Annotated in this window: 21 protein-coding genes; 5 read left to right on the top strand and 16 right to left on the bottom strand. The window is 42.5% G+C overall.

The annotated features are described in order from the left end of the window. Positions 1 to 139 precede the first annotated feature (139 nt). The 5 genes from JXA84_08985 to thiM all read right to left on the bottom strand — a co-directional run bounded on the left by JXA84_08985 (position 140) and on the right by thiM (position 7,219). On the bottom strand, positions 140 to 3,220 hold the full coding sequence (locus JXA84_08985) for an efflux RND transporter permease subunit (protein ID MBN1151338.1): 3,081 nt from the start codon (positions 3,218 to 3,220) through the stop codon (positions 140 to 142). Position 3,221: 1 nt separating this feature from the next. Further along, entirely contained in the window at positions 3,222 to 4,262 is a 1,041-nt protein-coding gene (locus JXA84_08980; protein ID MBN1151337.1) for an efflux RND transporter periplasmic adaptor subunit, read from the bottom strand. Beyond that, on the bottom strand, positions 4,259 to 5,641 hold the full coding sequence (locus JXA84_08975; GenBank protein ID MBN1151336.1) for a TolC family protein: 1,383 nt from the start codon (positions 5,639 to 5,641) through the stop codon (positions 4,259 to 4,261). The genes JXA84_08980 and JXA84_08975 overlap by 4 nt, the downstream gene beginning before the upstream one ends. Next, entirely contained in the window at positions 5,638 to 6,078 is a 441-nt protein-coding gene (locus JXA84_08970) for a winged helix-turn-helix transcriptional regulator (GenBank protein ID MBN1151335.1), read from the bottom strand. Before JXA84_08970 ends, JXA84_08975 begins: the two co-directional genes overlap by 4 nt. A gap of 346 nt (positions 6,079 to 6,424) precedes the next feature. Next, positions 6,425 to 7,219 (bottom strand): hydroxyethylthiazole kinase, encoded by a 795-nt coding sequence (gene thiM / locus JXA84_08965; GenBank protein MBN1151334.1) that lies wholly within the window; start codon positions 7,217 to 7,219, stop codon positions 6,425 to 6,427. A gap of 71 nt (positions 7,220 to 7,290) precedes the next feature. Here thiM and JXA84_08960 point away from each other — a divergent pair, with 71 nt between their 5' ends. From JXA84_08960 to JXA84_08950, 3 genes are read left to right on the top strand one after another with little or no spacing between them, the layout of a single operon-like run. Beyond that, positions 7,291 to 8,253, top strand: coding sequence for a 2-dehydropantoate 2-reductase (locus tag JXA84_08960; GenBank protein MBN1151333.1), 963 nt, complete (start codon positions 7,291 to 7,293; stop codon positions 8,251 to 8,253). A gap of 12 nt (positions 8,254 to 8,265) precedes the next feature. Further along, a complete protein-coding gene (locus JXA84_08955; GenBank protein MBN1151332.1) occupies positions 8,266 to 8,856 on the top strand; it encodes an HD domain-containing protein in 591 nt (196 codons plus the stop codon). A 12-nt stretch (positions 8,857 to 8,868) separates the two neighbouring features. Next, positions 8,869 to 12,714: a tetratricopeptide repeat protein gene (locus JXA84_08950; protein MBN1151331.1), complete on the top strand. Its 3,846-nt coding sequence runs from the start codon at positions 8,869 to 8,871 to the stop codon at positions 12,712 to 12,714. A gap of 21 nt (positions 12,715 to 12,735) precedes the next feature. On the opposite strand, the gene JXA84_08945 is transcribed toward JXA84_08950, so the two are convergent. Together JXA84_08945 and JXA84_08940 are read right to left on the bottom strand one after the other, a co-directional pair. Further along, on the bottom strand, positions 12,736 to 13,644 hold the full coding sequence (locus tag JXA84_08945) for a T9SS type A sorting domain-containing protein (GenBank protein ID MBN1151330.1): 909 nt from the start codon (positions 13,642 to 13,644) through the stop codon (positions 12,736 to 12,738). Positions 13,645 to 13,650: 6 nt separating this feature from the next. After that, positions 13,651 to 13,926 carry a hypothetical protein gene (locus JXA84_08940; GenBank protein ID MBN1151329.1) on the bottom strand — a complete coding sequence of 92 codons (276 nt, stop codon included), beginning with the start codon at positions 13,924 to 13,926 and terminating at the stop codon, positions 13,651 to 13,653. A 282-nt stretch (positions 13,927 to 14,208) separates the two neighbouring features. Here JXA84_08940 and selA point away from each other — a divergent pair, with 282 nt between their 5' ends. Both selA and selB read left to right on the top strand, forming a co-directional pair. Next, positions 14,209 to 15,576 (top strand): L-seryl-tRNA(Sec) selenium transferase, encoded by a 1,368-nt coding sequence (gene selA / locus JXA84_08935; protein ID MBN1151328.1) that lies wholly within the window; start codon positions 14,209 to 14,211, stop codon positions 15,574 to 15,576. Then, the gene (selB, locus tag JXA84_08930) at positions 15,573 to 17,495 is read left to right on the top strand and encodes a selenocysteine-specific translation elongation factor (protein MBN1151327.1); all 1,923 of its coding nucleotides are present in this window, start codon (positions 15,573 to 15,575) and stop codon (positions 17,493 to 17,495) included. Before selA ends, selB begins: the two co-directional genes overlap by 4 nt. Here the strand turns inward: selB and gltA are convergent, their stop codons facing one another. The 9 genes from gltA to JXA84_08885 all read right to left on the bottom strand — a co-directional run. Next, the gene (gene gltA, locus JXA84_08925) at positions 17,496 to 18,863 is read right to left on the bottom strand and encodes an NADPH-dependent glutamate synthase (GenBank protein ID MBN1151326.1); all 1,368 of its coding nucleotides are present in this window, start codon (positions 18,861 to 18,863) and stop codon (positions 17,496 to 17,498) included. Positions 18,864 to 19,306: 443 nt separating this feature from the next. Next, positions 19,307 to 20,131 (bottom strand): sulfide/dihydroorotate dehydrogenase-like FAD/NAD-binding protein, encoded by an 825-nt coding sequence (locus JXA84_08920; protein MBN1151325.1) that lies wholly within the window; start codon positions 20,129 to 20,131, stop codon positions 19,307 to 19,309. Positions 20,132 to 20,139: 8 nt separating this feature from the next. Beyond that, entirely contained in the window at positions 20,140 to 20,988 is an 849-nt protein-coding gene (locus JXA84_08915) for a hypothetical protein (protein ID MBN1151324.1), read from the bottom strand. Between the two features lie 153 nt (positions 20,989 to 21,141). Next, complete coding sequence (locus tag JXA84_08910) at positions 21,142 to 22,776, bottom strand: CPBP family intramembrane metalloprotease (protein ID MBN1151323.1); 1,635 nt, start codon at positions 22,774 to 22,776, stop codon at positions 21,142 to 21,144. Further along, the gene (gene folK / locus JXA84_08905; protein ID MBN1151322.1) at positions 22,757 to 23,248 is read right to left on the bottom strand and encodes a 2-amino-4-hydroxy-6-hydroxymethyldihydropteridine diphosphokinase; all 492 of its coding nucleotides are present in this window, start codon (positions 23,246 to 23,248) and stop codon (positions 22,757 to 22,759) included. The genes JXA84_08910 and folK overlap by 20 nt, the downstream gene beginning before the upstream one ends. A 53-nt stretch (positions 23,249 to 23,301) precedes the next feature. Beyond that, positions 23,302 to 23,709 (bottom strand): hypothetical protein, encoded by a 408-nt coding sequence (locus tag JXA84_08900; protein MBN1151321.1) that lies wholly within the window; start codon positions 23,707 to 23,709, stop codon positions 23,302 to 23,304. A gap of 8 nt (positions 23,710 to 23,717) precedes the next feature. Then, positions 23,718 to 24,149 (bottom strand): hypothetical protein, encoded by a 432-nt coding sequence (locus JXA84_08895; protein MBN1151320.1) that lies wholly within the window; start codon positions 24,147 to 24,149, stop codon positions 23,718 to 23,720. 2 nt (positions 24,150 to 24,151) lie between these two features. Then, positions 24,152 to 25,060, bottom strand: a complete 909-nt coding sequence (locus JXA84_08890) for a DUF4097 family beta strand repeat protein (protein MBN1151319.1) — start codon at positions 25,058 to 25,060, stop codon at positions 24,152 to 24,154. A 279-nt stretch (positions 25,061 to 25,339) separates the two neighbouring features. Then, positions 25,340 to 25,629: DUF2089 family protein (locus JXA84_08885; GenBank protein ID MBN1151318.1), on the bottom strand; the 290-nt coding region annotated here is incomplete at its 5' end.

Genomic DNA, 25,629 nt, shown 5'->3' with positions numbered 1-25,629 from the left:
GGAAAAGAAGCCGGCTACCCGAAGGGGCGGAAGAAAAGCCAAGAAAGACGACAAGGAAAAAGGAAAAGAAAAAAAATAATTTTAAGTCATTGGATACAAAAAGGCGTCGAAAGACGCCTTTTTTTTTGAGTAAATTTTATCAAGAATTTTTATCCCTATGAAAAACAGAATACATAACCGGCACTATCACCAGAGTGACGATTGTCGACGCCAAAAGACCTCCCAAGGCTGTCGTCGCGAAAGGGGACCAGATTTCATAACCCTGCTTTCTCGAAAGAGCGAGCGGAATGAAACCAATCACAGTTGTGAGAACTGTCATTAGAACAGGTCTCAACCTTGATCTGCCTCCTTCTGTGACGGCTTCGAGAACGGATTTTCCCGAATTTTTGAGTGCGCTCATTCTATCAATTAAAACAATTCCGTTGTTTACTACTATTCCCATGAGCATTATAACACCGATGGAAGTTATCATGTTCAACTCGTATCCTGATAAGAGAAAAGCGAATATGATACCCGAAAAAGTGAAGGGAATTGAAAACATAATAATGAAGGGATCCCTGAACGAGCCGAATTGAGCACACATGACCATGTAGACCAGAACAATGCCGATGAATAAAGCAACAGCGAGATCCGTAAAGGTGTCTTTCTGGTCCTCGGTCTGACCGGCGATCCTGGCATTCACCCCGTTAATGGTGTCAATTCTGTTAATTATGGGAGACAATTCAGAAGAGATTTCCCCCATCGATTTTCCCGCAAGAGAAAGCATCACTGTTACCGTCCTCGTCCTGTCTTTTCTTGCGATTTCAATGGGAGCAAAATTTCTTTGAATTTCGGCTATTTCTCCGATCGAAATTTGATTTCCGAAAGCTGTCGTCAGAACTATGTCTTTGATTTTATCGGCGTTGTCCTTGGAGGCTTCCTCGTATGTTATGAAAATCGGTCGGTCCGAATCTTGGATGATAATCGAACCTGCGTACTGTCCATAAAGGGACTGTCGGACCTGCATCGCTATCATCATCGGTGTTATTCCGAGCAACGAAGCTTTGTCTTGGTCTATCAAGATTTGAAGTTCCGGTCTTCCGTTGTCAACCGTCGTCGAAACGTCTGCCACACCGGATAATGTCCTGACTGTGTCGGCAAGAAAAGAGGCAATCCCGTTGATTTTTTCAAGGTCCTCCCCTGAAATTTCTATTTCAATTTCCCTTGATCCTCCAAGTAAAAATTGAAGCATTATTGACTGGCTTGAAACGTTATATTTGGTAATATTTGGTATTTCGTTCATTCTGCTTCTCAGAATACCCGCAATTTCCTCAGCAGATTTACCTCTTTTTTCCAGTGGTGTCAGCCGGACGATTATTGTGGCGATGTTGCTTCCTTCATCGAACCCGGCTGTGGAAAGAAGCCCTTTTTCGTCTTGCCCCTCGATTGAAAAGGCGACGATTTTATCATCTACAACTTCGTCTATAAGTGCGAAAACTTGAGCTGTGACTTCCTCGGTGGCTTCGAGAGATGTTCCCGAGGGTGTGTTGATTGATATTGTCATCTCGCCGGTGTCGATGTTGGAGAAATAACCGACGCCGACAAGAGGTATCAGCAAAAGGGAAACAAGGAAGAAAAAGGCGGCGATTGCCAGGGTTGGAAACTTATGCTTCAGAACAAATGAAAGAAGCGACGAGTAGAAAAATTCAATACTTCCAAATGCTTTTTCCGAAATTACATAAAATTTACTTAGAGAAATGTTTTTCGTTTTGGACTTCTCGAGTTTTGAAGTCAGCATTGGTGTCAGGGTCAACGCCGTTAATACGGAAGAACCGATAGTTACAATTATGACAAAAGCCAATTGTCCGAAAAGAATTCCGACAAGACCCCTCACGAAGATGAGTGGTAAAAACACTATGACGGTCGTCAGCGTAGCGGCGATGACCGCCGGAGCCATTTCTCTCGCCCCGTTGATTGAGGCGGACTTCATGTCTTCGGACTTCTCCCTGTGTTTGTCGATGTTTTCCAGTACCACTATCGCGTTATCGACTATCATTCCTATGGCTATGGCGATGCTCATAAGCGAAACCGCGTTGAAGGAATATCCGAAGGCGAAAAGTCCGATGAAAACAATGATTATGGACGCAGGTATGGAAAGTGATATTATCAGGCTCGGCACCAGTTTTCTCAGGAAGAAAAACACGACGACGATTACGGCTATGAGCACGATGAATATGGTCTGTTTGAGGTTTCCGATGATGTTTGTTATGTTCTGTGAATAATCCTGGACGAGTTCGATTTCCACGCCGGCTGGAAGATTTTCCCTCAACTGCTCGACTGATGTTCTGACGCTGTTTGAAACTTCCACGGAATTGACGCCGGACTGTTTCATCACGACAAGAACGACCCCCTTTTCGCCGTCGACCATTGAAGAAGAGGTCGAAGGCGCGATTGTGTCCTTGATTGTGCCGACGTCAAGAAGTTTGACAATGGCGCCGTCATGAAAAGATACCGGAACAGAAGCTATTTCATCTGCGGAACCGAGGTCCGCAGGCACTGAAATCGACCAGTTCATTGTACCTATATCTACGTTTCCCGCTGGAATAGCGATGTTTTGCAGGCTGAGAGCGGTTCTTATTTGCTCTATTGACACCCCGTATTTTCTCAAATCAGAAGGTCTGAGACTGATCCTGACCTCCTTTTGAGGGAGGTTTAAAACCAGCACGTTCGCTACACCGTAAGAGCGCTGTATCCTTTCAACAATCTGGTTGTTGACTACGTTTTCTATGTCGGAGATGCTTTCTGGGTATTTGATTCCGAAATAAAGTATTGGATAATGCCCGGTCGATATTTTCATGATTCTGGGTTTTTTTGCTTCGTCGGGCAGGTTTTCGGAAACGAAATCCACGAATTGCTGTATGTCAGACGCAGATGCGTCGAGATCGGTGCCGTAGTTGAATTCAAGCTGTATAATTGAGACGTTGTCCTTTGACCACGAATTTATATGCTTTAGGTTGGATGCTCCCGCGAGAACTTCTTCAAGAGGCTTAGTTATGAGTCTTTCGACGTTTTCGCAGGAGGCTCCCGGGTAGACAGTCACTATAGTAAGCTGAGGGATTTCGATGTCAGGAAACATATCCTGAGGAATTCTGGTTAAGCTGAAAATTCCTATGACTACTAGCGATAGATAAAACATCAGCGTCATATAAGGTTTTTTGACGGCAAGGTCGATTATATTCATTTTATTTCTCGCGGATGACAGAGACCTCGTCTTTGTCTGCAAGGGTTCTCGAACCGACGGTCGCTACCGTGTCCCCGCTGTCAAGACCAGAAAGCACTTCGACGAAACCGTTTTCAATCAAAGAAACCTCTACGGATCTTTGGAAGGCTTTCCCGTTTTCGACAACGAACACATAATAGCCGTTTCCGGCGACATCAGTGACGAGAGCTTCTTCGGGTATCCGAGTCGAAATAAGACGGTCCGTAATTATCGACACTTCGGCGTACATTCCTGGTTTGAGAATTTTACCGGGATTTTCAAGGACGATTTCCACCTCGAATGTTCTCGTCGAGACGTCAATAACTGATCCGACGTTTGAAACCAAGCCGGTCCATGCTGTGTCGGAATAGAGGTCAGGTTTTATTACTGCTTCCAACCCTTTGCGCATTTTTGTGTAATAACGTTCAGGAACGTTTCCGGTGATTTCGACGGAGTCTATGGCGGAAAGAGTTACGATACCGCTTCCTTCGACCGAAGATAGAGATATTTCGGGCGTGAAACTGAAGATTTCGCCTTCTTCGCAGGATACGTCCGTGATGATTCCCTTGAAGGGGGCGTAAACATATGCCGACCTGGTGGCCATGTCTCTTTGCGCGGCAGCGCTTTTGAAAAGGGCTTCCGCTTTTTCAAGCTGCTGAAGTGAAATCGCGGAATTCTCGTAGAGGTTTTGAGCACGGAGGTAATCGGATTTAGCCGCTTCGAATTGAGCTTGAGCCTGAGTGAGCATTTCGCCTGAAAGAACAACCAGGAGCTGACCTTTCTGAACGGAATCGCCTTTTTCAACGAGTATCATCTCGACCCTGCCAGGCATTGCCGGAGACAACCTCGATTCTCTTCTAGGTGATATGTTTTGAGAAAACTTCACCGATAGAACCGATTCGCTGTTCACTGCGACTGCGATCATGATCTTCTTCGGATCATTTTGAGCGACATCCAAATCTTTGTCTTGAGTACATGAAAGAAAACAGGATACGGTAAACAAAAGCAAAAAATATCTTTTCAATTATTCACCTCCGTAATTTCTGAAAATACATCAGATGGATAAAGAGTTCCCAGGCTGGCTTTCAGTTTTGCAAAACTTACTACAAGGTCGGCTTTGGCTGATATCAGGTCGGTTTCAGCCTCGCTTAGAAGAAGGTAGGCATCGAGAAGTTCTGAATTGGTTATGACACCGCTGGTAAAACGCAACTTCGACAGTTCGAGGTATTCAAGCGAGGACAAATACTTCTCTTTTGTCGTCGAAAGCTTGCTTTTGGAGAGTTCGAGATCGAGTACGCCGTTCCTTATTTCAAGTTCTATCATTTCACAGACGACGATGATGTTTTCCCTGGCCTGAGCCTGGGAAGAAGATGAAGCAGAAACCTGGGCGATCCTTCCGAAACCTTCAAATAAAGTGTAGCTTAAATCTACTCCCAGAACCCAACCTGTTTCCCATTTGTCCTCAAGTTCAAAGTCGGGATTGTTCGCCCTTAAAGTCCCGAAGAGAGTCACGTCAGGCACAAATCTCAAAAAAGATATATCTTTCCTTTCATCGGCAACCGATAGATTGAGTTCGGCGACAGTCAACTCATTTCTGTTGTTCATTCCGTATTCTACAAGACGGTTTTGGTCGAGTTCCGGTACTGACAGCTCCGGCAGTGAATCGGAAAAGATTATTTCTGTCGACATGTCAAGGCCTGAAAGCCTGCAGACATTCATCTGCGCGAGCTTTAGGGCGTTTTCAGCTGCTTGAATTGAAAGAAGGGCGTCTTGGTGATATATTCGGGTTTTTTCAAGATCGTTCTCTATTACAACCCCGCTTTTATATAGGTTTTCAACGTCTCTTAAGTGGCAGGCGATAGCTTGTTCATAACTTTGAGCGGATGCAAGAAGGCTTTTAGCCCTTTGATACGATGCGAAAGCGACAACGCATTGAAAGACTGTGTTCTGCTGGGCAATGTCGGTGTATTCGGACGCGGTTTGCCTTACAAGGTTTTGTATCCTGTAATTCTTGTAAATCTTCCCTCCCCAGAAAAGAGGCTGTACGAGTGTTATTGAAGCTGTTTTAAAATCATCCTTGGTTAAATTCAAGTATGTGTCTATCGCAGGTGTGAATCCGATGATTTCCTGAGGATTCACGGCCGACAGCACGGGAAGAGATGGAACTGATAGACCTACGCCTAAAGGTTTGTCGGTTTTCGTGTAACTGAAATTAAAAGATATTCTCGGCAGCATATTCCCGAACGCCGCGGCTTCGGAATTTCTGGCGATGTCTTCAGCGATTTCGGCGCTGTTTATTTCATGGCTGAAATCGAGACCAGCCCAAATAAATTCGTCGAAATCGAAAATCACAATTTGGGGCTGCAAGGAAAGGATAATAGAAAGTATCAGGGTGAACATCATTTTAAAAGCTCCTTATTGCAATCGTAAATTTTTTTCATAAGTTTCAAGGACTGGGCTTTTTCAGATTCATTTAGGCAGTTTAAAATTTTACTGGCGAAATCTCTGTGAAGTTTTTTCCTTGTCGCCAGCAGATTCTTTCCTTTTACGGTGATTTCAATTAAGTGAATTCTTGCGTCCTCATTCGACAGTCTTTTACGGACAAGGTCTTTAATTTCAAGAACAGATATAAGGTTTGATACGGTGGGCTTTTTTACCTGAAGTTTTTTGGAAATAGCTGTTGTGGTGCATAGGGGCATGGTTTCGATTAGAGAGAGATACAGAAGCTGTTTAATAGTCAGGTCGTTGGTTTTTCGGTTTTTCATGAAATCGCTTTCAAATAAATCCAGCAGGCCTGAAAAATCCATTATGACCTGCTCCAGGCTGTCAATCGTATTCATGTCATACTCCGTTAGTTAGCAATAACTAATCATTTAATCCAATAATCCCTCCATGTCAAGAAGATAAAAATAAAACGCCGGAAAACGACAATTAATTTTTTTCTTGGGAAAATTTTAGGGAAATTTACATCTTAAATAATGACAGACCCCATGAATGTAATCTGACAAGTTTATTGTATTGAAATTTTCGACGCTTCAGCCCTATAAGAGATTTTTTTCTGTAAAAAATCATTTAATTATAGGTCGATTTTCATGCGGGACAGTAAAGCATTTAAAAAAACTCAAAAAAATGAGTAATGGGATTGAAAACCAAAAATGTTGACAGGTATAATCCCGGAGAAGATTTTCAGTCCTTGACAATCTCTATTTTTAAACGGTTTTTGATGTCTTCTTCAGCTACGCCATAAATCTTATCCGAGAGAGAGACCTCGAAAGAACCGGGTCCGTTTGATTTCTCTGCTGCTATCTCGCCGGCTAGCGAGAAAAATGACACTCCGCAGACAGCCGCTGAAAAAAGATCTTTTTCAACCGCTGCAAAACACGAAACAGAAGTCGAGGAGGAACAGCCTGTGCCGGTTACCCTGCTCATAATTTCGTGCCCGTTGGTGCAAATCACCGTTTTTATTGAATCCGTTATAATATCCTTTTTACCGGTGACAGCCATTACCACTCCTAATATTTTTGAGGCTTCGCGGACTTTTTCAAGCGCTGTATCCTGAGTTTCTTTTGAATCAACACCCACGATTTCGGCTTCCATTCCGGCGCAAATCAAAGCTTCGGCAGGATTTGCTCTGAGAATTGACACCTTTACTTCCGAAAGAATTTTGAGGGCTGATTCAGTCCTGAGTTTGGTCGCTCCGGCTCCGACTGGATCAAAAACGACCGGTACACCCAATTCTTCAGCCTTTTTCCCCGCTATTATCATTGAATGGACTAATTCAGGGGTCAGCGTTCCTATGTTTAGCAAAAGGCAGCCAGCGTAGGACACCATCTCTTCGACTTCATCCAGGGCGTGTGACATGACAGGTTGACCACCAATGGCAAGTGTTAAATTCGCGGTCTGGTTCATCACAACGAAATTTGTGATGTGGTGAATCAGAGGTCTTTTTTCTCTCAATTTTTTTAAATTACCCATAATCATTTTTGAATAATCCATGCGTCCTCCTGAAAAATATTTTCAATTGATCCAATCCATATATTACAATAACAACAATGAAAATAGCAATATTGGGTATAGGAGGCGTCGGGGGTTATCTCGGCGCGAGGCTGTGCTACTTCAGAAAACAGACGCTCCCCCATCAAATAATCTTTATCCAGAGGGGAGAGGGTTTAAAAGCTATCAAATCTGGGGGGGTGACCCTGAAAACCGAAAATCATGAATACAGAGTACACCCAGACCATGCCACCGACAATCCCGCCGGTCTCGGGATGTTTTCGCATGTATTCGTATGCGTCAAAAGTTATCACCTCGATGACGCCGTTGAAAATATTCGAGGCAACATAGATGATAAAACTGTAATAATTTCAATGCTGAACGGCATAAACATGGAAGAGAAAATACGTTACAAATTTCCATTCACCAATGTCTTGGGCGGATGTATTTATGTGAGCTCTCAGATAGTTAAACCCGGGCTGGTAAGACAAACGGGTTCTGCGGGGAAACTATTTATGGGTTCGGAAAATTCTAAAGAAAAAGACCACAGAGTAGTTTTGGAGATGTTGAACGAATCGAGAATAAAGGCGGAATTCGACAGTTGTATCAAAAAAAGAGAATGGGATAAATTTCTGTTATTATCTCCTTTTTCGACGATTTCGGCTTATTATGACTGCACCTCAGGAGACATTGTCGAAGACCCAAATAAAACGGAAGAATTAATGGCTTTAATGAAGGAGATTAAAATTTTGGCGGAAGCTCAAAATGTAGCAATTGAAGACGATACACTACGAAATAACTTTGAATTATTATCTTCTTTTGATCCGGCGACAAAAACGTCATTTCAAAGAGATCTGATTTCAGGGGGGAAAACCGAACTGGATGTACTGGCTGGATATGTAGTGAAACAAGCGAAAACATTTAATCTTGAATTACCCAATCATAAGAAATTTTATGCCGGGCTCTTGGAGAAAATAAAAAAGATTTCAAATCTTGATATTCAAAAGGGAAAACAGGCATAACAAGGGGGGGCATTGTATAAAAAACGGAGTGAAGATTTTCAGCGCTCGGTAGATTTCACCGGGGAAATTGACAGGCTAAAATCAGTTTTCAGGCACACCTATATTTTTGACGGATCGAGGCATGAAAATAGCGCTGAGCATTCATGGCACTTGGCAGTTATGGCCATGGTTTTTGAAAAATTCTCAAACAGACCTATCGATGTTTTAAAAGTCATCAAAATGGTCCTGATACACGACTTGGTTGAGATTGACGCAGGTGATTATATTCTTTATACGGACAAAAAAGATGAAAAAAGGCAAAAGGAAGAAACGGCTTCAAAAAGGATTTTCGGGTTGTTACCGGAAAATTTAAAGGATGAATTCATGGATATTTGGCTGGAATTTGAAGAGAGAAAGACCGCAGAAGCGAGATTCGCAACCGCTATAGACAGGCTTGAGCCGATAATGCAAAACCATGCGACAGAAGGCAAAGCATGGAGGGAGAACGGAATAAAAAAAGATCAAGTTATTGAAGCAAACCAACATATAGCCGAAGGATCTCAAGCGCTCTGGGATTTCGCGTTAAGCCTTATTGACGAATGCTCTGAAAAATTATTTTTTTAATCGGATTGTCGAATGCGCGGTTCAACTCCTCAATTTCTCGAGAAAAAAATACTCGCCGGCTCTAAATCAGGCAGTTTCGAAGGATCTGTTGTCAGCTCCGATATAGTCGGTTTTACTGGCCTGACTGAAAGCCTGTCGAGACACGGGAAAAAAGGCGTCCGAATCATAACTTTTTTGTTGGATTACTTCTACGAAACAGTTTTCAGAAATACAAAAAAGTTCGGCGGTCAAGTCGTCTCTCTTTCAGGCGATTCGTATACTTCGGTTTTTCCCGGCCGGGATTCCTTGAAAAATGCCGTCAGAGCAGGATCAGAAATAAAAAATAAGATTGAGAGGGCAAAGTTTCTGACCCCTGAAGGGGAATCGAGCGTACTGCTCAGAACCTCAGCGACTGAAGGAAGCTTGTCATGGTTTGCGTTCGGGGAAAAGGGGAAAGAATTTTGCGTATTCACGGGAGACGCGGTCTTCTTGAGCCTTTCGGCGCAGGAATCAACGCCTCCGGGCGAATTGAGCGTCAGTTTTGATGGGGGTGGTATTTATGAAACAGATCTTGAATACCGAATTAAAGAAAGCATCGGAAAAAGAACATACTTGCTGGAAGATAGGCTGAAAAAGACAATTAAACCTGTTTTCTTGAGGGAAAACGATTTTGCAAAGTCGAGAGAGGGAAGACCGTCGAGTGAATTCAGGCAAGCCGGGTGTGTCTTCCTGAAAATAAAAAGGGTGATTAAAGAAAATGAAATGAGTCTCTTATCCGAAGACATAATCCGAATGTCATGCGATTTCGGAGGCAACTTAAATGACGTCGAAGCAACGAAGGACGGTATCGTATATTTCATCCTCTTCGGAGCACCGCTTTCGAGGGGCTCTGACCTCAGAAGAGCATGTGAGTTTATGCTCGAGGCGAGAGAAAGGTATCAGGGCAGGTCCTTTTCATCGTGCGTATTCGGAAAAATATTCACCGGTTATTTCTCTGCGGGAGCCAAAGACAGATACGCAGTGAACGGGGAAGCGGTGAACCTGTCCTCGAGAATCTTAAAAACGGCAAAAAAAGGAGAATGCCTTTTTGACGCCGTGACAACCGCCGGGCTGAGAGATAAATTCACTTTTGAGTTTTTCCAAAAACGCAGATTCAAAGGAATCCGTGATAAAGTTGAAATTCAGAACCTTTTAAAGAAAGAAAAAGGAGGGAAGAAACTTGGCTCCGAAATGAGAAAAGATTTTATATCAAAGATATCCGGTATTGCCAGGGAGACTAAGGACAGGACAATTATATTGGTCTCAGGAGAAAACGGGATGGGGAAAAGTTCGGTTCTCGAGGGTTTATCCGCATCGGTTAAAGGAAAGTATCCCGTAATCAATTTCAAAGGCGGCGAATTTAAAAAGGACGCTTTTCAGCCTTTTAAGGATTTTTTTTCTGAGACTTTCATGGTCCCCGCAGGTTTGAGACCTGATACCGGAAAAGAGATGTTTGAAGTGAAGTATGCCCAGATCGTGAAAGGTTTCTTGTCGCGGGGAAAAAAAAGCGAGAAATACTTTGAGTTGAATGAAGAATTAAAATCGCTTGAACCTTTTATCGGCTGTATGTGCGGAATCATGAAATACCGGTCTTTTCTTGAAAAAATAGACCCGAAGAAAAGGCAAGAACATATTCTTCTATCGGTGATTGGTTTTCTGTCTTTTTTCGCGGCAGAAAAAAAGTGCCTGTTCTTATTCGATGACGCAGACAAATTTGACTTTGCGACTTTGGAACTGATCAGAAAAATGCTCGACTATGAATCGTTCAAAAGAACTGTTTTTGTATTTACAGCTTCTGGAGAATTTTCAGTTCTGGGGAAATTCCATGGTATAAAGCCATTTCATTTCAAACTCGACAAACTGAGCAGAGAAAAGACTATATTTGCGGCTGAAACCGTTTTCGGAAGAAGAATAGACAGAAAGCTCCAAAAGTTCATATGCAGAAAGACTTTGGGAAACCCGATGTTAATAGAAGAACTCTGCAGGTTTATGAAAATATCCGGACTTACAGTCTTTAAAAAGGGGAAATTGACGTTTTCGGGTGATGAAGCAGCAATCTCTGGAAGCATGTTTTCTGTAATCGCCGGAAGAATTGACAGAACAGTAGCGGAGTACAGGAGGATTCTCAACGCCTGCGCGGTTATGGGAGAGGAGTTCGAAAAAGAAGATTTGCTCACAATGATAAATAGCGGATCAAAACTTGTAACGGAGAAAGCGTTGGATTATTTTGAGAAAGAAAAATTGATAGAAATTTCAGGAAATAAAATCAAATTCAGGCACAGTTTGATCAGGGATACTGTCATAGAAATGCTGGCTCAGACTAACTTCTGGTCTGAGCACAGGTGTGCGGCGGCGGCGCTTGAAAAGAATTACGGTGAAGAGGGACGTAAACAGAGAGAAATTGCCTTTCATTACGAAATGGCCGAGGAATACCAAAAAGCGTTCGGGCGGTGGCAGAAGGCGGCGATTCATTGCAGAGAGTCATACGATTCGGAAGAAGCGGTTTTTTCTGCCGAAAAAGCCCTGTATTGTCTTGAAAAAAGCCCTGAAAAAAACGAAAATCGAGTAGTCGCTTTGATGTGCGACATCGCAGAAGATCTTTTTAACACTAATTCACTGAAACAGGCCGAGTTTTACCTTACTTCTTCGCTCGTAAGATACGAGAGGGCAGGACTCAAAGACATCCCTCTTCTTGTCGGAATCTATATGAAGTTGGGTAAGCTCAGCAAAATGAAGGGAAATTTTGAAGAAGCGATATCTCATTTTCAAACCGCCTTTAAGCTTTGGCCTCGGAGAATACAAGAAAGCAGAAAATATCAAGTTTTTGAGGAAATCGGAGATGTTTACTCGAATTCGGAAAATTTCAAAAAATCCCTGAGATTCAGAAAGAGGTATTTATACTTGATAAAAAAAAGCAGGTCTGGAAAAAAGGATGAATTTGAAGCGTTGAACAGCATAGGATCCACGCTCATAAACCTAGGCGAACCAAGGGAAGCTATTTTCTATCTTAAAAAAGCAGTCCAGCTCGTAAAAGAAGAGAGCGCTGTCGAAGACCACAGGTTTGCCTCCGTTTTGAACAACCTCGGGGTGGCGTATTATTACCTGGGAGAATATGAAAGATCAGCGCATTACAATTTCAAATCGCTTGAAGTGTTTATGAAAATCTACGGTCCGAAAAACAAAGAAGTGGCTTTTCTCATGAACAACGTAGGCGGTCTGCTGAACAAAATGGGAAAATACGAAGAGGCGAGGAAAAATCTCATAAGAGCGTCGGATATTTACAGAAAAGTGGGTTTAGGTTTATCTCCCGACGCTATAAGAGTTTATGTCAATCTCGGCTACAACCATTTCTCGAAGAAAAACTACAGAAGGGCGGCCGAGTGTTACAGGAGAGTATTAAAACTTACCAAAACAGGGGCAGAAAGAGAAAACACCGATTCAGCAATATCATACAGCTTTCTCGGTAAAATTGAGTTTATAAAAAAAAACTACGACAAGGCTCTTGAATTCTTTAAAGTATCTCTGATGATATTCAAAAAAACCTGCGGGGTCAGAAGCTTTTATGCTGCGTATGTCTACGGATCAATTGCACAGATTTATTTGGAGAAATCCGAAATGAAAAAGGCGTTAAAGTTTTTTGAACGTTCCTATATACTGTTTAAAGAAAATCTGGGAGAGGATAACGGAGACACTTTATACGCGGCAGTGTCTCTCGCGTCGGCTCTTGAGAAATCAGGACAAATTGCAGCGGCGAGGAAAATTATCGAGCAATTGAAAGACAAAAAAACATCGGATAATGAGCTCAGAAAAAAGATAATTGAACTTACACGTCAATATTGAAACAAGCTTTTCTCTGTGTTTTTACTCAAGAATGCCGAACCTTTCAGTCCAGTCAAAGGTGGAGGATGTGACCCTCAAAAAGTATTGACCGGCACAGAGGTTTCCCGCATTGACGGATATTTGATTTTCGCCTTTTTTGGCTTGAATTAAACCCAGATCGAGGACGGTTCTTCCCTGGATGTCGAACACTTTGACTTCGACAGGTTCATCTTGACCGACAGTTAAACGAGCTGAAAAATCGCCGGTAAAGAATTTTCCTGGGATGTATAAGTGGCGCAGAGTGTTTTCAGCGATTGGCTGTTCTTCTATAAAAAGGCTTAAACTGTCGTAGACAAAAGACATTCTCGTCACAGCGGCGGTGAGTTCACTTTCGTCATTTCCAGCGACTACACCGTAGACGATTGTCAGAGTTTCTCCCGCGCCCAGGGCGTTGGGACCGCAATTTATCATTATCTTGTAATCAGACGGAGCTGAAGGCCAGGCAGTCGCGACGCTCGTGTTTTGAAGCGCCGAAAAATACGCGTTGTCGTCCCCAGGTGTGGTAGCGTAGTTGAACCAGTTTGCGCCATGAGGCGCAGAAGGCTGTAAAAAACATATCCCTATTTTCTGGGAATAACCGGCTGCGTCAGACATATAGCATAGGTTTACAGTCTGTATGTAGCCAGCCGAGTCGTTCATGTAGTCTGTAGAAGGAATATCGAAGTCGTACCAGAGCCCGGTATAAACGCTGTCGTATGATGCTCTGGAAGTGTTGATGAACTTGTTGACAAATAAGATGAAGTCACCGTTTATGTCCTGAGACCAAGAAAATCCGGATCTTTCGACTATAATCTGAGAGCCATGGTAGACGTCTGTCAGCCTGTAAAAACTTCTGTAGAGAGAATCATCAATCCATTCCCACGAACTGTGGGAAACCGACCATTCGGTCAAGCCCCCTCAACAGAGCTGTGTTCCGACTACAATCGGGTAACTGCCGTTATAAAAGCCTATTGCCTGACAACCCTGGTATAGGGTGTTTATGCCAGTCCCGCCGGGAAACTGCATGGAAGGTCCCGTAGCGCTTCCGATGTCTCCTCCAGCCAAGTCAAGTCCTGTCCAGAGGTTGTTGTTGTCATGAGCGGATCTTTGTAAAGAAGGTGATTTCATATCAAGTTGACGTGAAACTCCCCCTTCGCATAAGGCAACGAAAATAAAGACGAGAAGTATGCCCATAAAAACTCCTTTTTTACATGTAAAGATATTATTTTGATAATACAGATATGTCAAGAAATTGAGTGAAAATTCAATTTCATGTTGACAAAGTATCCGCAATGAATGAATAATTTTTTCGGAGAGGAAGGATCTGGTGGTTCAGCTGGTCTTCAAAACCAGTAGCGGCCGGATAAAACCGTTCGTGGCAGGTTCGATTCCTGCCCTCTCTGTTCTTAAAACTCAAAAAAATGGTGTTTTATTAGAAAATCAGAAAATCAGAAAATTCCGAGCGTAGAGAAGCTTTTGAACATCCGGGAAATTTCTGCTCTCGAAAAAGAATACGGAAGAGAAGCAGTGTTGTATTCTGTGAGGTATGCCCTCGACGAAATAAAAAGAATGGGACAAACAGATGAAGTTGCCGATATCGAAAAAAGAGTCCAATACCTTTCGAAAGGTAAAATACAATCGATATTCCATTCAGGTCTCAAGGAAGTCATAAATGCCACAGGAATAATTATTCACACAAATCTGGGGAGGGCTCCTTTAGGAGAAGATATAGTCCGCGAGATTTCAAAAGCGATTTCAGGATATTGCGATTTGGAATTCGACCTGGATAAGGGGAGAAGAGGAAATCGGACGAAATGTGTGGAGGAGACTCTTAAATATCTCACGGGCGCCGACGGCGTTGCAGTGGTAAATAACAACGCGGCTGGTCTGATGCTGACGTTGAGCGTTTTTGCAAAAAGAAAGGAAGTTGTGGTGTCGCGTGGAGAGCTCGTTGAAATTGGCGGCTCTTTCCGCATTCCGGAAATTCTAAAAGCATCGGGTGCGAAAATGGTCGAAGTCGGCACTACAAACAGGACAAGGCTTTCAGATTACGAAAAGGCAATAAATTCAAAAACTGCTATGATTCTCAAAGTTCACAAGTCGAATTACGTTATTAAAGGTTTCACGGAAGAAGCGCCTCTTGAAAAAATTGTTGAGCTGGCAAGGAAATTTGATTTGCGGGTTCTCTACGATTTGGGTTCCGGTTGCGCTGACAGTCAGATCAACGATGTTTTCTCAAAAGAACCGGACATAAAAAGAGCCGTTGCTTCAGGAGCGGATTTTGTCGCTTTCAGCGCCGATAAATTGTTCGGAGGCCCTCAGGCGGGTGTCGTTTGCGGCGATAAGGAAGAAATTGCAAAATTGAAAAAAGCTCCTATGATGAGAGCTCTTAGAGTCGGTAAAATGACCCTTTCAGCCCTTGGAACCGTCGCTGTAAGGCACGCTGAAAAATCGGGAAATTTTACAGACATACCTGTAGTAGAAATGTCTTCAACGAAGTCTGGCGAGCTGCTGGAAAAAGCGGAAAAGCTCTCTGGGTTGATGCAAAAGAAGGGAGTTGACTCAAGGGTTGAAAAAAGTCGGGGCAAGGCAGGAGGAGGTTCCCTGACAGACACTGAAATTGAGAGCTACTGTGTTGCGATAAGATTGGAAGGAAAAAAGAGAAAAGAGAATCTCGAGAGAATGTTTTTTAGCCTTATGAGAAATTCAAAACCCATAGTTTCTGTCCTCAGAAAAGGCGAACTCGTCTTCGATGTTTTGACTCTGAAAGAAAGAGACTTTGAATACATAGCTGATTCGATAAGCGAAGTTTATTTCAAATCGGAAAACACGAGAAAATCTTGAAACACTTCATTCTTGGAACGGCAGGGCATATAGACCACGGAAAAACACTGCTCGTGAAAGCTCTCACGGGAATAGATTGTGATACCCATGATGAAGAGAAAAAAAGGGGAATAACAATCCATCTGGGATTTGCGCATCTGGATTTTCCTTCGGGAGAAGTTGTCGGAATCGTCGACATGCCGGGGCACAAAGATTTCATACACACCATGGTTTCGGGCGCGAGCGGAATAGACATAGCCCTTTTGGCGATTTCAGCTGACAGTGGAATTATGCCCCAGACAAGAGAACACCTTTGGATAATGCAAGCGCTCGGAATAGAAAAGGGTCTTGTGGCGATGACCAAGGTGGACGCAGTAGATTCCGAGACAGCTGAAATAGCGGAAGAGGACATAAAATCTTTCATCAAGGGAACTTTTCTCGAAAAAAGCCCGATAATCAGAGTTTCTTCGGTGACAGGCCAAGGTATTGAAGAACTCAGAAGGGAAATATTCGAGCTGGTAAAAATATCTGAACCCAGAACCGGTGAAGGCATTTTCAGAATGTATCCAGACAGAATTTTCAGCATTCCGGGTTTCGGGAGTGTCCTGACTGGGTCGGTAGTCGAAGGAAAGGTCAAAAAGGAAGAGAAAGTTTTTCTCATCCCCGGAAAAGGTCGGGAATTCAGGATAAGGCGGATGGAAAGGCACGGAAAAGAGACGGATGAAATTTTTACGGGAGACAGGGCGTCGGTTAATCTCGTAGGCCTAGAAAGAGAGGATTTCGTCAGGGGTACGCTGATTTCAAACAGGCTTCTTGAACAGACAAGAATGATTGATTCCAGGATAACATTGTTCAAAGATGTCAAAAAATTGCCAGTGTGGTCGAATGTGATATTTCTTCTCGGAACAAACGAACTTCAGGCAAGAGTACACCTTATTTCCGCTGATGTCTTGAAACCGGGCGAATCAGCTGATGTTCAGTTGCAATTGTCTAAATCCGTAGTAACGAGATATGGAGATAGATTTATTGTAAGAAGCACGTCTGACGATTGCACGCTCGGAGGAGGGTACGTTACGGATTCTCATCCCCTGCACCACAGGAGAAGGACCGAAAAGGTAAGAAAAAAAACTGCGAGAATTGCCGAGGGCGGTTTTTCGGCGGCAATATATGAAGAAATCGGTAAAAAAGGGGGGGTTGTCCGCCTTTCTAATATATCAAGGTCTATGAACGTACACGAAAACCAGATTCTGATGGAAGTTGAAAAAACAAAAAAAATATCGGTTTTCACGCACAAAAATGATTTTATACTCGCAGAGAGAGATGAAGAAATCTCCGTCAGAAAAAAGATACCCGCAATTATTAGAAGTTTTATTGAAAAAAATCCTCTTTTAAACAGAGGCCCGACTTCTGACGAGATTAAAAACTCCGCTTTTGCGAAAAAAGGCCAGGTTTACGGTGAATTTATATTGAAACTGCTTGATGATTTGAGAAAAAACGGGATCGTCGGTAAAAAGGGAGAAAACTGGAGCATGGTCGGGGAAACTGAAGAAATGGATCAAAAACAGGTCGAATGGGTAGGGATAGTCGGAAAATTTCTTGAAGATGCCGGTTTAAAAATACCGCGCTACGGAGAATTGGCTCAGCATGCTGCAAAGTTCAAAATGGGGGAAAAAGATCTTAATCTCGTCCTCAACTACCTGGTCAGCAAGAAAAAAGCCTACAGGATTGAAGGAGAATACATCTCCACGAAAACGGTTGAAGAAGCAAAAAAAGCTTTAACAAAAGAGATTTCGCACTCCGATAGAGGTTTGACCGTTGCTCAGTTCAGAGATCTAATAGGAGGAAACAGGAAAATTTGCCTACTTCTTTTTGCCCTTTTTGACGCCGAAGGATTAACTGTCCGAAAAGGAGACCTCCGTTTTGTCATACGAAAAAGTTAATCAGTTGGATTTTAGGTATGAATTTATGTCTGAAGCCGCTTTTTTTGCCGCACCCATGGCAAGAATAACAGTGGCCGAGCCTGTTACAATGTCACCGCCTGCCCATACTCCTTCGATGGAAGTCCTGCCTGTTTCCGGGTCGACTTCAATATAACCTCTCTTGTTTCTTTTCAGGTTTTCTGTGCCCTGAAACAGAATTTCATTAGGACCGGTGCCAATGGCAATAACGACCATGTCGCATCCAATATCGTATTCGGATCCTTCCAGGGGAATCGGTTTTCTTCTGCCGGAATCGTCCGGTTCTCCAAGCACCATTTTTACGCAGGTGACTCCGCTTACATTCCCTCTTTTGTCCTGATTTATGGAAATTGGATTGGTGAGAAGATGAAAATCAATTCCTTCGTGTTCCGCGTGTATAATCTCCTCGTTTCTAGCAGGCATTTCCTCTCTTGATCGTCTGTAAATAAGTGTGACATTTTCTGTTCCGGGCGATCTCAATGCTGTTCTTGCGCAGTCCATGGCTACGTTACCGCCACCTACGACAACTGCCCTTCTCCCTCTGGGGTTTGGGGTGTCATAAGACGGAAACATATATGCTTTCATCAGGTTCATCCTCGTGAGGTATTCATTTGCGGAGAAAACACCAGGGGCATTTTCACCAGGTATGTTCATAAATTTCGGGAGTCCGGCGCCAGTTGCGATATAGACGGCGTTAAAACCAAGGTCATCAAACAATTCGTTTATTGTGAATATTTTACCTATTACATGGTTGGTCTTGAAAATTACCCCGATTTTTTTTAGATAGTCAATTTCCTGACGGACAATTTCTTTAGGGAGTCTGAATTCAGGTATTCCGTATACCAACACGCCTCCGAGCTCATGCAGCGCTTCGTAGACGATCACTTCATGCCCGCATTTAATCATTTCCGAAGCCATTGTCAGGCCGGATGGTCCTGAACCGATTACAGCCACTTTTTTTTCTGATTTCAGACATTTTTTAGGTATATGTACGCCGATGGCTCTTTCGTAATCTGCTACAAACCTTTCAAGATTACCAATGGCTACTGGCTCTTCGCTTCTTCCGAGTATGCATTTTGATTCACATTGGATTTCTTGAGGGCAAACTCTTCCGCAGATAGCGGGTAGAGAGTTAGTCTCCTTGATTTTTCTGATTGCCCCAATCATATCGCTGTCTCGAATACATCCGATAAATTCTTTGATATCAATATTGACAGGACAACCTTCGATGCAAGTGGGCCTTTGACACTGCATGCAGCGATAAGCTTCAAGTATAGCCTGCTCCATTCTAAGACCGAGAGGGACCTCGTTGAAGTTTTTAACTCTTATGTATGGATCCTGTTCGGGCATTTTCTGCCTTGGAATTCTTATTTTTAGCCAGCCTTCGTCTTCTTTATCAAGTCCGTGCCATGTGCACCCTTTTTTTGCGCATATGTAAAAAGGCAAAAGGCGGGAATAAGCAGATACGGAAATCTTAGCGATTTTATGATCGCCCAATTCGCATTTTCTTGTATCTACTATGAAAGAGTAGTTGCAATAAGGGCAAAAAATATCGTCGGCGGTTTCATTTTCAGGTATGTCAATAGTGAGTTCTACATCGAAAATATTCAGATAGGGGCTAAGTCTGAGTTTCCCTTTATTTCCCTTGTATTCTATGCCCATTTCAACGTATTCGGTTTGTTTTTGGGGGTACTTTTTATTTAAGCCTCTATGACAGTTCGGACAGTATGTTTGGAGCTTTGAACCGTATTTGATGTATTTTACTTCGGATATTTCTTCCATGTCCGATCCCCCTATTTGATTGAATAAAGCAGAGATTCTCTCTCTTGGATGAGGTACATTTTTAATCTTTTCTCAAGTTCCTCAAAATCCACCTTGTGCCCGTCGAAATCCGGTCCGTCAACGCATGCAAATTTCGTTTTTCCGTCAACGGTACACCTGCATACCCCGCACATTCCTGTTCCGTCTAACATTATCGGATTCAGAGAAACCAGAACGGGTATATATGGATTTTTTGCGGTTTCAACGCAGGCGCGCATCATAGGAGTCGGCCCTATTGCTAAAATTTGTTTTACGTCGCCTCTTTTTTGTATTGTCTCCTTTAAGATATCCGTTACAAAACCTCTGACTCCGTATGAACCGTCGTCTGTGCAGACAATCAATTCGTGGGAGATCAACTCCATCTCTCTTTCCATTATAATGAGAGATTTGGTTCTTGCGCCTATTATGGAGATTACTTCGTTGCCCATTTCGTATAGGGCTTTTGTCAAATGGTGAAGAATTGCGATACCGGTGCCCCCGCCGACACAGACTACTGTGCCGAAATTATCAAGATGGGTAGGTTTGCCCAAGGGGCCGACAACATCCTTGATGTTTTCACCAACGTGGAGGTTCCTCAATATAGCGGTTGTTTTTCCTATAACCTGAAATATCAGCGTTATTGTTCCGTCTTTGATGTCTTTATCTGCGACTGTCAAAGGTATTCTTTCGCCTTCATCAGAAGCTTTGACTATGACAAATTGACCGGGTTTGACTTTATTTGCAATGTCGGGTGCTTTGACAATAAATTGGCAGATAGTGTTTTCTGCCAAAACTGTTTTATCGATAATCGGATACATGGTTTATCTTACCATTCCAGACTGTCTTCGAGCTCGATTAATTCCAAATCTTTGTCGCTGACTGAGTGCCAATGGCAATTTTTTCTCGTGCAAAAAATAAAATCTACAAGTTTTGTCATTGCCGAAACTTTAAAACTGGCTGTTCTGGCTGAACAGAGGCTACATCGTGGTTCATCAAGTATCAAGGTGTGGTCGCAATGGGGGCATTTGAGGTCAGAGACTTCCTCCTTGTCTGGTAATTCTATCGTGGATTTGTGTGAAAAAGAATTCAGATGAGGGTCGAGGTATAAAAAGCCTTCCGTGCCGTCATTTCCCGAGACTTTAAGTTTGACGGTGTTTTTTTCGTTTAGTGATCTCTCACAAAATGGGCAGTAGCAGTAAAGATAAGCCCCAGAAGAAATAACCTCTTTCTTCGGAGATGATTTGATGTTATCGATTGTAATAGACGTGTCTCCAGCCCAACCGAATTTATCTTCAAACATCTTTGCCACATGTTCGAGGTCCTTGAACTCTAAGGAATGATTTTTGCACCCCCTTCTTGTACAAAAATTTACGAGACCCCCTTGTTCCAGACCTAAAGAGCACATTAGAGCGCCACAAAATGAGCAGTTGAAATCTTCGGCAAGATTTGCTCCGCATTTTGGGCAGAAAAAATCTGCTGTTTTGTTGAGATCCATATCAATGCCTATATCGTGAGAGTAATCACCATAAACAGAGCTGAGCCAGACACAAGACTTTTTCCCTTCAAAAACAATGTCTAACAAAACGCTGGGTTGGCCGTTGATCATATGTTCAGGATCCATGAGAGATTTTCCGCACTTGGGACACTTGACCGAGAGATTGATGTTGGCAAGCACGTGTTCCTCCTTAAATGTTTGAAGTTTCAAAAAGGGGAATTTCGACTGACCTTAAATTTCCTAAAAAAAATATATTAACAAAGCATAGTTTGTTCTTTTTAGCCATACAACTACTAAGTAAAGCATCATTGAAAAATATTTTCAACAGAAATATTAGAGACAGTATGTGACCCGAGATTTAAAAAACCTTAGCGAAATGAAGTAAACAGAAGGAATTATTAAAGGCCAGAAAATACTGGCCAAAACTATAAATAGCTCGTGAGAACTCGATCTGGGCATCAAAGGAAGGTTGAATATGAATAGATCGCTAATGTAATGGGCGGTTATTACGGTCAGTAAATCGTATTTCAAATACACAAGCGCCCAGAATACCCCGATGCACATCATCACTGCGGCTCTGCCCCAAAAAGGTTCTTCGGGAGGAAGGAAAGAAAGAGCAGAATGGGTGAGGCCGTATATCAGGGATGACGAGAGGATCGCCAGAAAATCGCTTTTGAAAAGTGATCGGGTCAGCATTATTCCGAAATGCCGGTATCCGATTTCTTCTGTGACAGAGATCAGAAGAAAATATAATCCCGAGGAGAGCGCGGGAAATTTTGAATTTAAAATGTAGAGGTAAAAACCTCTGGGCTGAATTGAGAAAAGATGCCCCTCATAGAAAACAAAAAGAAGGCAAAGGGCGGCGAAAATTCCTCCGCCGAGCATTCCCACAAAAAAACCTCTTACGATTGAATCGCTTGAGCGGCGGTTAAGTGAAGATTTTCCGAAAAGAGAGTTGAATGTTGCGTCTCTGGTGTTCCCGGTCGAAACCGCGAAAATGTATCCTGCGAAAAGCAAAGACACGAAGAGAACCAAAATTTGGATTTGATTCATTACGGAAAAGACAATCCATCTGCCAAAAAACAGAGTTTTAAGCCAGAGAGGGTTCCATGAAGCAAACATTAAAGGTTGTTCGAGAAAAATCGTTGCGAACCAGCACAAAGATACGAATATCAGGACTGGAGAATAATTTTTGACGAAATTTTCCGATTTGTTCATATTCTTTATCAGAAACACAAAGGCGAATATACCTCCAGCGCTCATGGCTATGTAACCGATCACGGTCATCGATTCTTCGCGGCTTTGAAGATTGTCTATAGAGTCGCTGAACGATGATGGCACGTATATATCTCGGGAGAAACCAGAAGGTTCGCTGCCAAAAAGATTGAAAACAGCCCTTTCAATGATCTTTGGTTCTTCAGGAATTTCTCTTTCCAAAACTATCTCCCAATCCGTTCTGTGAGGGCGGACCCTTCTGTTGATTCCTTTTAGACGCCAGTTTTCCAATGGAATGGAATTGAGAGCGAAATCAAATGCTTCTCTTTCACCCAAACTGTCACCTGTTATGTCGTCGTGGACGAATCTTCTCCAACCGATAATTTCAGAGTCGGACACGCAGGAGACGACGAAGTATTCGCTTTCGCCGTATTTTTTAAAATAGACCTCGTAGTATAGCAATTTTGAGCCACTGTCTATCAATTTTAGCGTATTTTCTATTCCAACCGTTCTCTCGCAGTAAGAAAGAGCGCATTCCTCGCATTTGAGGACGATTCCTCGATCGTATTTTGAAAGGTCATAACCCAGTGATTTCATGTAAAATTCAGCGGATCTCGCCAAATCAGTCGGAGGTATTTTTATGTTTGCGATAGGAAAATACTTTGGAAGAGTGAAAGCGAAGAATATAAAAGATAAAATCGAAAACGCCGCTAGGAGTATTTTTAGAAAAACTTTATGAAATTTCTTCTTCAAAAATCCGCCCTTTGAAGTCAATTTCATTTATGTTGCAAGTCCGGCCTTTCAGGGGATGAATCCAATGGGGCTGAATCTCCAAAAGCGCTTTTATGGTGCCGGGTCTTTTATCAAACCTGGGGTGTGGAAGGATGAGTCGCTCGTCGGCGTAGATCCATCCGCGATAATCTAAAATGTCAATGTCTATCAATCTCGGCGCCCATCGTTTTTGTCTTTGTCTGCCGATATCATCTTCTATTTTCTGAATGAAACCAAGGAGTGTATGAGGCAAAATCGCTGTTCTTATCTTCAGAACCTTGGTCAAAATCGCGGGACCTTCGGATCCGATGAAATTCTCTTCATATACAGACGATTGTGATACGATCTGACAACATGGAATCGCCGCCAGGGCTGATGTAGCAAGTCTTAAGTTGTTTTCACGCCAACCCTGGTTTGATCCTAAACTTAGAAAAACCGAAACAGGGGATACCATACGAATTTATAATACCACTTGTCGGTATCCCGGTCACTCGTGATATTTCAAGATCACTTTTCAATGTATATCCTGACATTATCGCCTTCAGACGAGACTATGTTCACCAGATCTTCGTCAATTTCATCGATTGTTTCATCAATATTTGAAATCAAATCTCTGAGGTTTATCCCTTCTTCTTCAAGCTCGAGAGCGACTTTGTTGGGAAGCATTTTATCGATTGCTTTGACCAATTTCAACGGAACTGAGATTCTCACGTTGTCACCGTCGGAAGAAAGAACTTCGATTTTGATTTTCCCTTTTGTTTTTGATGAAGAGGGGGAAGCGGGGGCTTTTGGAGGTTTAGGCGCTTGAAATTCATTGGATTTAACTTCGTTGACGGCGTTGAGAAGTTTTTCGGCCTCATCTACCGTTATTTTACCTTCGTTGAGCATTTCAAGAATCTTAGCCTTTTCGTTCATTTTTCCTCCTACAATTTTATACTTACGTAAACATCTTTTTTTGATGCAACCGACAAATCCACGGTGTCGTTTATCCACAGGAGAGGCGCTTTTTTCGTAAAGAGAATAATGTCTGCAAAAAGAAGTAAAATAGGCTTGAAGACAGAGTATTTGACGATCGCATGTTCCGATTTAATGTAAATGTGCGAGTCAAAAAATCGATCGTTCGCAGCTTTTCCGAAATTCAGCAATATGTATTCAAGCAGGCTGATGCCCAGGTATAATTGCGTCAATACGAGCAAAATGGTGTTGAATCTAAAAGAAGCAAACAGGATAACACACGCCAGAGAAAAGACAAATAAATTCATCGCTATTCTCACGGCGATATTTTTTTTTATTATTACCCCCTTAAAAACGGCGTAAAAGAAAAGCGCGGGTAGAAAGTAAATGGCGGTCGGCATTTTCAGTTCCTTATCGCCTTTATCAATTTTTCTGCAGAATCTGCGTCGAGTTTGCCCTGAGAGACCATTTCAAGTATCTTTTCTATGTTTGAAGAATTTTCGTCAATTTTGATTTCTCTCTCTTTTCTGCCCGGAAAAGAGTCGAAGTTTGAGAATATCTTTCTGAATTTTGGAAAGTGAAAAATTCCCAGGTCCGCGAAATTTTCCGACAGTTTAGATGTCAGGACCTTGCCCTCGGGATATTCTCCTTCGACCTTCAAGTCTCCGCTGAGAGATTTAACCGATAAAGTTTTGTCTCCGTTGTAACCCTTGATTTTGAGAGAAGTGTCTCCGGACAAAGTTTTGATTTCAGAATTCTTTTCAAGAGAAAAGAGTCCTGTTATGTCGACATCCCCGGAATAGCTTTTGATTTCGACAAAACTCAAATCAGAATCTTTCAGATGGACATCGCCGCTGTAGGCGTGGAGCCTCAGGGAGCCGGAATAAAATTCGCAGGATAGATCCCCGCTGTATGTTTTGAAATCGGCTTCGGCTTCAGTTTTGCCCCTGAGGTCTATGTCGCCGCTGTAGACCTGAAATTTGCCTTTAAAAATCATGTTTTCTGTTCCCACGTCTCCGCCGTAGGAAACGATTGTCCCTTCTGTCTTCGTGAAGGAAGGAATCTTTACTGTAATATTCTCTATGTCTGAATTTTCTCTTTGGAAGTTTTTCATCCAACCTTTTGTCTTTTTCTCCTGAATTGACAGTCTATTGTTTTCAAGCTGGACGATAAACCTCTCTTCTGCCGCGTTTTTTCTGAGTTCTTCAAACGATACTTCAACATCATCCCTGTCTTCAAATACAATGTTGAGATCGCTGTTGCGGAGGCTGATGTCTATCCCGAGGTCGCCCTCGGGTTTGATGAAAACCATAAACGCTCCTTTTTTAAATTATCGGTTGATTTGTTTTAAAATTGCTTGCTTGTCCTCAAACCAGGATCTTTTTCCCGAGAACAGAATTTCTCCAGACATTATTTTTCTGAAGTATCTGCTGACCGCACCGTGTTTTTTGTTTAGTTTCATTTTAAGCTCCTTCACCAAATGAAAAGTTTGTTGCCTGTGAAAAATATCACTTCGTTCCTCAGCTTTTCCGAAAACAGTCTCGGAAAAACGCTGGCTCTGGTCTTTCTTGTTTTCATTTTGTGACTCCTCTCATTTAGTTTTCTTTATCTCTTCCATTGCTTGTTCGTAAGTGATCTTTCCTTCTTTGAGAAGGTCGAGAACCCCGCTAATGTCTGTGCTTTCATCATCCTGTTCATCTTGTGATACACCCAAAGCTGTTTTTGCTTCTCTGAGCAAATTTTTCACTTTCGGGTAGGAGCAGTTCAGGATTTTTTCGACTTTCTTTATGTTGCCTTCTGAGTAGAGAAAAATTTTTATGAAGTTAAAAACATCGTCAGGAAGAGAATGGTTGAAATCTAAATCTCCTTTTATGCTTATTT

It is taken from the genome of candidate division WOR-3 bacterium, assembly GCA_016926475.1.
Classification (GTDB): domain Bacteria; phylum SDB-A; class SDB-A; order SDB-A; family SDB-A; genus JAFGIG01.
This window is presented reverse-complemented; position numbering and strand designations above follow the sequence as displayed.

Coding starts and splice junctions, on each gene's coding strand:
- JXA84_08985 (MBN1151338.1), bottom strand. CDS start 3,220: ATGAATATAATCGACCTTGCCGTCAAAAAACCTTATATGACGCTGATG.
- JXA84_08975 (MBN1151336.1), bottom strand. CDS start 5,641: ATGATGTTCACCCTGATACTTTCTATTATCCTTTCCTTGCAGCCCCAA.
- JXA84_08970 (MBN1151335.1), bottom strand. CDS start 6,078: ATGAATACGATTGACAGCCTGGAGCAGGTCATAATGGATTTTTCAGGC.
- thiM (MBN1151334.1), bottom strand. CDS start 7,219: ATGATTATGGGTAATTTAAAAAAATTGAGAGAAAAAAGACCTCTGATT.
- JXA84_08960 (MBN1151333.1), top strand. CDS start 7,291: ATGAAAATAGCAATATTGGGTATAGGAGGCGTCGGGGGTTATCTCGGC.
- JXA84_08950 (MBN1151331.1), top strand. CDS start 8,869: ATGCGCGGTTCAACTCCTCAATTTCTCGAGAAAAAAATACTCGCCGGC.
- JXA84_08940 (MBN1151329.1), bottom strand. CDS start 13,926: ATGGGCATACTTCTCGTCTTTATTTTCGTTGCCTTATGCGAAGGGGGA.
- gltA (MBN1151326.1), bottom strand. CDS start 18,863: ATGCCCGAACAGGATCCATACATAAGAGTTAAAAACTTCAACGAGGTC.
- JXA84_08920 (MBN1151325.1), bottom strand. CDS start 20,131: ATGTATCCGATTATCGATAAAACAGTTTTGGCAGAAAACACTATCTGC.
- folK (MBN1151322.1), bottom strand. CDS start 23,248: ATGGTATCCCCTGTTTCGGTTTTTCTAAGTTTAGGATCAAACCAGGGT.
- JXA84_08900 (MBN1151321.1), bottom strand. CDS start 23,709: ATGAACGAAAAGGCTAAGATTCTTGAAATGCTCAACGAAGGTAAAATA.
- JXA84_08895 (MBN1151320.1), bottom strand. CDS start 24,149: ATGCCGACCGCCATTTACTTTCTACCCGCGCTTTTCTTTTACGCCGTT.
- JXA84_08890 (MBN1151319.1), bottom strand. CDS start 25,060: ATGGTTTTCATCAAACCCGAGGGCGACCTCGGGATAGACATCAGCCTC.